We start from the raw sequence: 8,656 nt of genomic DNA, 5'->3' as shown, positions 1-8,656 counted from the left end.
GTGAGAAGACCGCCAACATGTCTACGAGTTGGTCTAGCCGGTAGTAGGCCACGGAGTATCCGGCGTGACACGCAGCAATACCGATGGCGCAGGCGATGTATGTCTTGCCTGTCCCGGTTGGTGCGAGGATGTGGATGTTGGTTGGGTTTTCCCGCCAGTTGGTCGCCGCGATTCGTTTTAACTGGCGCATGTTGATGCCACGTTGTTCAGCCTGGGTGACTTCGGCCAGGCTCGCATCGGGGTATCGGAATTTTGCTTGGGCGATGGCTTTGGCAATGTTGTTGTGTCACCTAGCTAATGGCACTTGTCATGCGGCATTGTCTATTTGCCCAGTTGGGAGCCCAATGCGGCACGTGCTGGAGCAAAACGCTTTGCCGCTCATCACGTAAATAAACACTTGGCTCAAATTTTTTTTTCAAATCTCGTGTCAGACTTCTCAAAACGGTCTACTGTGTGGACTACCGGTCCGACAGGCGGTCCAAGAGAGGCGGGTCACAATGAAAGGCACGAAGAGGACATTCAAGTCACTTTTACTTGGTGCTGCGCTGACGATTGCTGCACTCCCTCTAGGGCGTGCCGTGGCGCCTGAAATGGCGACCGGTGCTCATCTGGATGTTGTTGCAGGTGGGGAGATTATTGGGCGGCTGGATTTGCAAAAAGTGGATACTTTTTCTCTTGAATACACCCAGTCGCTCTACCAGGAGTTCCAAGCGGAGAACTATGCCGTCGTAGATGGAGCTCTCTACCTAGTCGGAATGACCTTTGGAGGAGATCTCTCTATGCAGTACTACGACCCGAATTTCTTGGGGGCGGTTAGCCGCTCGGGTGGCTTCATTGAGGCGAAACTAGCCCAACCAAAGGCCATGGAACAGGTGGTCTTTCGGAATGCGGCGTTGAGCGATCTGACTCTTCGCCATGGGGCCGAAACGGTTTCGCTTCGTCAGATCGCAGCTCCGGGTGAAGTGATCGAACTTACTGTCAATGCCAAGAAAAATGGAAGGAGGGGCTAGACATGGCGGAGAAAGATCTGCTGGATTCCAGTGAAAAGTTGGCATCGCTCCCTTCAACTGAAGGGAATAGAAAACAGACTGCAGATGATGTTGCACAAGAGGCTGAAGAGCGAGATCGAGGTCATAGACAATTACGTGCACCATTGAATAGGGCATTTTATGTAGCAGCGTTTGTTTACGCTGCCTTTCAGATGGTCATAATCTACTACCCGCTAAGTACCCTGCAGCTTCGAGCGATTCACGTTGGTTTTGCCTTGGTCCTGATTTATGGCCTGGTTCCGCCAAGCAAGAAGCTAGGTAAACAGAAATCAGTTCCTTGGTATGACTGGCTATTGGTGGCTTTGAGCATTGCCGTGTGCGCGTACATCGCGGTAGAAAGCGTTGCGCTTTCTCGGGACCGCCTTGGCTTCTACAATTCGGCTGATGTTGCCGCATCAGTAGCACTTGTGATCCTGGTTCTTGAAGCAACACGGAGAGTACTGGGATGGGTGTTGCCCGCAATTGCCTTGGCATTTCTCGCTTACTCATACTTTGGTAGTTATGCGATCGGGCCACTTCAGACACGGAGTTTCGGACTCGACCGCATTGCTACCCATCTGGCGCTTTGGACGGAAGGTATCTTCGGAACAGCAATTGGTGCTTCGGCAGGCTTCATCATGCTGTTTGTTATCTTTGCTACCTTTCTTCAGCGTTCGGGAGCAGGGCAATTCTTTATTGACATCGCGATGTACTTCTTCGGACGATTTCGTGGTGGACCCGCCAAGGTGGCGGTGATCGGCAGCTCTCTATTCGGTTCCGTATCCGGCAGTGCTGTCGCAAATGTTGCTGGAACAGGCACACTCACAATTCCGATGATGAAGCGGTCTGGCTTCAAAAAGGAAGACGCGGCTGCTGTAGAGGCAGTCTCGTCTTCGGGCGGTCAGCTCGTTCCACCAATCATGGGTGCTGGGGCATTCGTCATGGCAGATATGCTCGGCATGCCATACATGGAGATCGCGATAGCGGCGATAATCCCTGCGTTACTTTACTACGTGGCAGTCTTCATTTCGGTAGATATCACTGCCGTAAAGGATCAAGCTCGTGGACTGAAAAGCGCCGAGATTCCGCCGATTGGCGAAACGCTACGGAAAGGTTGGCATCTCCCATTACCGCTTATTGTCCTTGTAGGGATGATGACGGTAGGTGGATTTTCACCAGGCCGAGCAGTTTTCTGGGCGATCCCTGCGTGCGTACTCGTTTCGTGGTTGTCGCCAGAGACGCGAATGGGAATCCGCGACATTATCGATGCGTTTGTGACTGGCACAAAGGGCGCCCTTGAAGTCGTAATTGTTTGTGCTTGTGCTGGCATCATCATCGGAGTGTTTTCGTTAACTGGTCTTGGCCTCACTCTGTCAAGCTCACTGGTAGCTATTGCAGGACAGTCATTGATGCTGCTCTTGATCTTGACGATGGTTGCCTGCTTGATTGCAGGTATGGGCGTGCCGACAGTTGCTGCGTATATTGTGGTCGCCGTCCTGGTTGCACCCGCTCTGACTGAGTTTGGGATTTCGCCTCTCCAGGCGCACCTCTTCGTCTTCTATATCGCAATTCTGTCTGCAATCACTCCTCCGGTAGCCCTTGCTTCTTACGTCGCAGCGGGTATCGCGGCCGCTAAGCCGTGGCCGGCAAGTATTCGCGCAGTGCAAATGGCACTAGGCGGCATGATTGTGCCTTTCCTATTCGTAATGGATGATCATCTACTTGGAATAGGCAGCTTCGTAACTATTCTGCTGGCGCTCTGTTCCGCAATCATCGGCATTGCATTCGTGTCATTCGGCAGTCTGGGATACGACTACGTGATTGGAAGCCTAAATCCACTTCTAAGAGTGTTAGCAGTGGTTGTCGGTTTCGGCTCAATGATCCCATCTCAGTACACAAACATTCTCGGTGTATTCATCGGGTTGGGCTATCTGGCCATCTTCTATCTTTTCCGTAATCGCAGGAAAAATAGTTAGAAACTTCAAAATCTTTATCGGAAGGAAAACCATGAAAAAGCTCTCTGCAAAACTTACTTCCGCTATCGCGGCAGCAGCGCTGACGGTCGGGCTCGCAGCTTGCTCCGCTAGCGGAGGAGGGGCTAACTCAAATCTTTCAATCGCTACCGGTGGCAGTTCAGGCGTATTTTACGTCCTAGGTGCAGGTATGGCAGATATCGTCAGCAGCAATGACTCTGGACTGACCCTCCAGGCGCAAGCAACTGCGGCTACCGAGGAAAACTTGCGACTTGTTCAAAGCGGCAACGCTGATTTCGCGTTTTCGGTCTACGACGCTGCGGTCGATGCATACAACGGTGCCGAAGAATATGGACAAAAGTACGACAATGTGCGCCTCGTTATGCCGGGCCACGTTGGATATCAGCATGTCATCGTAATGGCTAACTCGGATGTACAGTCCTTTTCTGAGCTGGGCTCTAAGAGACTCGGGATCTCCCCGGGTCGTGTCGGCGAGAAACTAGCTGGTGCTGTCGGAAGCCCGAGTGGTACTCCATTCGAAAGTATGAACACGCTGGCGTTATCTTATCGCGAACAAGCAGATGCCTTGAAGGATGGCACTATCGATGCTGCTTCCATTTTGGCCGGACTTCCTGCCTCTGCAGTGGTGGAGTTGAAGACCGGCCAAGATATTCGCATCGTCTCACTCACCCCTGAGGAGCAAGAGAAGATTCTTGAGGAAAACCCATCTTGGACTGCGGCAACTATCCCAGCTGATGTATATGGGACTGAGGAAGACATTGTGACCTTCGCAGTGCCCTATGTCATTGTGGCGAATAAAGATGTCGCGCCTGAAGCGGTTTACGAATTCATGGATAAGGTCTATTCAAATGGAGATCGCGTTCAGGCAACTCACGCCGAGGGCAAAGCCTACGCTTTCGACAACCCGCTGTTTGAGCAGGATCCGCTGATTCCGTGGCACGAGGGTGCGCAGCAGTACATCAACGATCACAAAAAGTAGTGCGTAAGCACCGAAGGGTCCTGAAACGTTTCGGTGCTTTCGCCTTTCGAGAAGGGGAATGAAATGAAGGACACGACTGCTTTTCAGACGATGGGCACGTCCGATAAATACAGCATTACCGTCAAAGGTTTTGATCTTTGCGAGGAACTAATTGGAAAAGTGAGCTTTACTGAAGCTTTTTTCCTGAGTGTTCAAAATCGATTGCCCGAAAAGCGGGAACGTGAACTGGTTGACGCTGTTTTGGTGACACTGATGGAACATGGAATCACCGCAAACGCCATCGCGTGTCGTATGACATATCATGCGGCCCCTGATGCAGTTCAAGGTGCCATGGCCGCTGGTCTGTTGGGCGCTGGCAGTAAGTTGCTAGGAGCGATTGAAGGTACTGCACGCTTGATCCAAGAAAATCAACACGCTAATAGTGAAGAGTCGTTAAATAGGTATATTGATCTGCTGAAAGCGCGTGGTGAGCGGGTACCGGGAATGGGGCACTTCCTTCACGATGACGTGGACCCGCGGACGTTGAAACTTAAGCAGATGACACTTGAGCGTGGCTATTCAGGTGAGTGTTGGGAAGTGTTGGAGAAGGCCGCCGATAAAACTTCCCAGAGGCTTGGCCGGAAAATGACAATTAATGCTGACGGTGCTATTGGTGCCGTCCTCAGCGAGATGGGCATCGATTGGCGTATTACCCGTGGGTTCGCGGTAGTTGCTCGGGCCGCAGGGCTTCTGGGTCATATCAACGACGAGATCCATCAACCGTCTGCATGGCAAATGTGGCAAGCCGTTGAAGAAGCTGTTCCCTACCGGGAATTGGGAGAGGGTGAACATTAATGACGTTATTTATGGATGCCCCCTCTATGGGCACACTAGCTATCCGTGCTTGCAGGCAGTACAAGGACAAGATTGCATTCGTTGATGAGGAAGGACAGTGGTCCTACTCTCAATTGGAAGATGACATCTACCGATGCTCTTCATTTCTGCGTGAACTTGGTGTTGAAAAGGGCGATGTTCTTGCTCAGCTCGCCAACAATCGTTTCGCGAGCTTCGTGATACAGATCACCTGCTACTGCATGGGGGTGCAGTACATGGGCCTGCATGCGACCGCATCAGTGGAAGTCCACGAACAGATTCTTAACGGAGCCAGGTGCAATCGAGTCATTATTAACGCAAACGACTTCCCGGAGGCTGCGGAAGCTCTTGCCACGGCAGGCTTCGATGTCTTTACGGTGGATAGTGATACGCGTCCCTGGAAAAATGGAGCAGCGCACCGAGTTGAAGTCGAATCGAACGGAGACGACGGTGCTCGAATGGCGTTCACTGGGGGTACTACTGGGTTGCCTAAGCCGGTCGTACTTCCTCACCGCAGTCTCGTTACCAACACTGCGGTTGCTCTAGCGCATCTCGATTGGCCAGAACAACCTAGAATGTTTCTTTGCACACCGATATCTCACGGTGCGGGATCGTACATTCTGCCTGTTTTAGTTCAGGGTGGCACCGTGATATTGGCCAACAGACTTGATGCACACCAGTTCATCGATGATGTCGTCGCAGGTGATATCAACTGCACTTTCTTGGTTCCCACCTTAATTCGGCGACTGATTGACGATGCAGGAAACCGAATGGCTGAAATGCGTGACAAACTCCAGCTTTTAGTCTATGGAGCAGCACCTGCTTCAGTTCGTGATCTCGAATTTATTCTTAAAGAATGTGGTCAATGCCTGCAACAGGTGTACGGACAAACTGAGGCTCCCAATATGGTGACGGCTTTGAGTAAAGAAGACCATGTAATCGGCTCGAAGCTTCTGCATACGATCGGGAGACCGACCTTGTTTGCGAGCGTAGAAATCCGAGATGAACAAGGAAACATTCTCACTGAACCGGATACGGTTGGGGAACTGTATGTGGGCGGACCGTTGGTGATGGATGGGTACCGAAACCCGGAGACAGGGGAATTGTTTGGGCTCGAGTCGGGTTGGCTTCCTACCGGAGACCTGGCGAGTATCGACGAGGACGGATATGTGTCAATCCGTGGTCGGTCGAAGGAGATGATTATCACTGGCGGCTTTAATGTCTACCCCGTACAGATTGAGCGTGTCCTGGAAAAGTGTGAGGGTGTGGAAGAAGCAGTTGTAGTCGGAGTTCCCGACGATTATTGGGGTGAAAAGGTAACCGCTTGCATCGTCGGGGAGCTGACAGAAAGCCGAATTTCAGACATGAAAGGAGCGGTTCGTGAATCGTTAGGTTTGGAATGGGTGCCTAAATCTTTCATGCAGGTAGATAAGATACCTCAAACGGCGCTCGGAAAGGCTGACCGCAAGCAGCTGTCGTTAATGTTCAGTCAAGATGATAAATAGGAGACGAGATGTCAGATGGGGTCCGCAGCGTGGAACGGGCTCTGCAGTTATTAGAAATTGCTGCAGCTGAAAACAGTCTGCGGTTGACTGACTTTGTATCACGTTCAGATCTACAAAAGACAACCGTTCTTCGACTTCTGCGGACTCTAGTTGACTGTGGATACTTGGAATTAGAGGCAGATTATTATCGGCTAGGGCCCAGCCTAATCCGCCTCGCGACAAAGTCTGTACCACAGATCGACCATTTTGCTAATAGTTCTCGTGTTGTTCACGCCATTGCCGAAGAATGCGGCGATTCTGTTTATCTATCCCTGCGTGCGGGTGAGAATTCAGTCTGCATAGAAGCGGCAAATGGAGACTACCCAGTGAAAACCTTGACACTCCGCAAGGGGGATGTCCGTCCTCTTGGGGTAGGTGCTGGAAGTTTGGCTATTTTGTCTGCACTAGGCGAAACAGAACTTGATAAGACTTTGCCTATTGCTGCGGAACTAGCGCGAGAATGGAGAGGGTTTGACCAAGCTAGCTTACGTAGGGCGGTTGAACAAACGCGCAAGCAGGGCTACGCCCTGAACCCTTCCAAGATCATTCCTGGGGTCACTGGTATTGGAATACCAATCTTCAGCTCGTCGGGTGTTGTACTTGGGGCCCTAAGCGTGGCATCACTTAACGAACGGATGGGGCTGGAAAGGCTGGGCCAACTGAAGGGACTACTTGAGCGGTCTGCCCTCCGTATTGCCGAGTATTGGTCTCCTATCGAAAGTGATCTAGAACGCCTGACAGTCGCCGAGGCCCAAGAATGTTTAAGGTGAGAACTACTTTTAAACGGCTTTCTGATCTCGCAACAGTTACTTAGGGATGAGATCTAGCTCCCGTTGATAGGGAACCATCAATTGTTAGTGTGCGTCTCAGCTACGCCTCAGGGGTTTCGGGCCCATTGCGGCAACTATCCCCGGTTTGGCAGATATTCGCCGCAATTGTTCCGCGGGGAGGGCCTGCGCATCAACGAAAGCGCACGACAATAATGGCAATCATGGAAATTGCAGTTGTTGGTGCAGGTATCGCAGGATTGGCGGTAGCGGGCGGCCTGCTCAAGCGTGGGCACGACGTCACTATTTTTGAGGCGGACTGTAAGATCCGCGCAGGTGGCTCCGGCATCACGCTTGGGCCGAACGCACTGACCGCATTGGACTACCTCGGCTGCGGTGAGGATTTCCGAGCACTACAGCAAGCACAACCCAAGCTTTACGGCGGGCAACGCTCTCAAAACGGCAGGTGGTTGTCCAAGATCGCGCCAGAAATCACCACGCAGTCGCTCGCTTTGGATCGGGCGGAACTTCACTCGATACTGAAAAGGCACGCTGAGGGTGCGGGGTTGAGGGTTGGGGTGGAGGTGGTGGGCGTCGATAAGCAGAAAGGTGCCCTGACCACCAAAGATGGAGAAAGCCATACCTTTGACCTGATTGTTGGGGCGGATGGAATCCGCAGTGCTGTGCGCGCGGCGTGGCCGGAGGACCCGGGAATCGAAGACGCAGGCTACGGTACGTGGCGAGGCATCAGCCCAAAGCCTTCGGAAGGCGCGGTCATGGCGTCAGAAAGCCTTGGGGTGAAGAAGCGGTTTGGCATTGTCCCGCTTCATAATGACCGCGTGTATTGGTTCGCTGTCCAGTCTCAAAGCCCCGACGAACAGCCACTTTCACAGTTTGAGTCCTGGCACTCCCCCATCGCCGAGCTGATTACTACCGCAGAGGAAGAGCCACAGTTTTTGCCAATCCGTGAGCTCGCGGGTGATCTGAACACCTACACACGCGGCAAGGTTGTGCTGATCGGAGACGCCGCGCATGCCATGACCCCTAACCTGGGCCAAGGCGCCTGCCAGGCGTTGGAGGATGCGGCGGTGCTTGTGGCGCAGCTGGCCAAACATGCTGATCTCAATGAAGCATTGAGAGCCTTTGACGCTTCACGACGCCCACGTACCCAAACCTTCGCCCACCAATCCCGCACCATCGGGAAAGCCCTGCACGCCGGCGGTCCGTTGGTAACGCGGTTCCGTAACGCGATGCTGTGGTGCGTGCCTAATGCGCTACTGGCTATGCCGGTGGCAAAACTCGCGAGCTGGCGTGTGGAGTGACTGTGGGATTCGTTGAGTGACCTTGGGTGTCGTTGGGCACCCGCAGAGGTCGGTTTTTGCCGTAGGGCATGGGAGACCTTTGGACCTCGGACTCTGGCCTAGGTCTCCGGACTCTGGCCTCCGGACCACGGGTAGTGCTTTTTTGAATTGCGGCAGCATGTTGCCAAACC

At 52.8% G+C, this 8,656-nt stretch carries 8 protein-coding genes; 7 read left to right on the top strand and 1 reads right to left on the bottom strand.

The annotated features are described in order from the left end of the window. Positions 1-229, bottom strand: a 229-nt coding sequence (locus HMPREF3104_RS12645; RefSeq protein ID WP_246816275.1) for an ATP-binding protein, incomplete at its 3' end; no start/stop codon positions are given. 268 nt (positions 230-497) lie between these two features. Between HMPREF3104_RS12645 and HMPREF3104_RS00380 the strand changes: the two genes are divergently transcribed. From HMPREF3104_RS00380 to HMPREF3104_RS00355, 7 genes are all read left to right on the top strand, one after another. After that, a complete protein-coding gene (locus HMPREF3104_RS00380) occupies positions 498-1,010 on the top strand; it encodes a hypothetical protein (protein WP_070493106.1) in 513 nt (170 codons plus the stop codon). A 2-nt stretch (positions 1,011-1,012) separates the two neighbouring features. Next, positions 1,013-3,004 carry a TRAP transporter permease gene (locus HMPREF3104_RS00375; protein WP_083278822.1) on the top strand — a complete coding sequence of 664 codons (1,992 nt, stop codon included), beginning with the start codon at positions 1,013-1,015 and terminating at the stop codon, positions 3,002-3,004. A gap of 31 nt (positions 3,005-3,035) precedes the next feature. Next, positions 3,036-4,001: a TAXI family TRAP transporter solute-binding subunit gene (locus tag HMPREF3104_RS00370; protein WP_083278821.1), complete on the top strand. Its 966-nt coding sequence runs from the start codon at positions 3,036-3,038 to the stop codon at positions 3,999-4,001. A gap of 63 nt (positions 4,002-4,064) precedes the next feature. Further along, complete coding sequence (locus HMPREF3104_RS00365) at positions 4,065-4,835, top strand: citryl-CoA lyase (protein WP_070493202.1); 771 nt, start codon at positions 4,065-4,067, stop codon at positions 4,833-4,835. Continuing rightward, positions 4,835-6,358, top strand: a complete 1,524-nt coding sequence (locus HMPREF3104_RS00360; RefSeq protein WP_070493098.1) for an AMP-binding protein — start codon at positions 4,835-4,837, stop codon at positions 6,356-6,358. Before HMPREF3104_RS00365 ends, HMPREF3104_RS00360 begins: the two co-directional genes overlap by 1 nt. 8 nt (positions 6,359-6,366) lie before the next feature. Further along, the gene (locus HMPREF3104_RS11865) at positions 6,367-7,167 is read left to right on the top strand and encodes an IclR family transcriptional regulator (RefSeq protein WP_083278819.1); all 801 of its coding nucleotides are present in this window, start codon (positions 6,367-6,369) and stop codon (positions 7,165-7,167) included. Positions 7,168-7,388: 221 nt separating this feature from the next. Next, positions 7,389-8,486, top strand: coding sequence for an FAD-dependent monooxygenase (locus HMPREF3104_RS00355; RefSeq protein WP_070493199.1), 1,098 nt, complete (start codon positions 7,389-7,391; stop codon positions 8,484-8,486). Positions 8,487-8,656 lie beyond the last annotated feature (170 nt).

It is taken from the genome of Corynebacterium sp. HMSC30G07 (assembly GCF_001806945.1).
GTDB classification, from domain to species: domain Bacteria; phylum Actinomycetota; class Actinomycetes; order Mycobacteriales; family Mycobacteriaceae; genus Corynebacterium; species Corynebacterium riegelii.
Note: the sequence above shows the minus strand (reverse complement) of the source record. Positions and strands in the feature narration are given on the sequence as shown.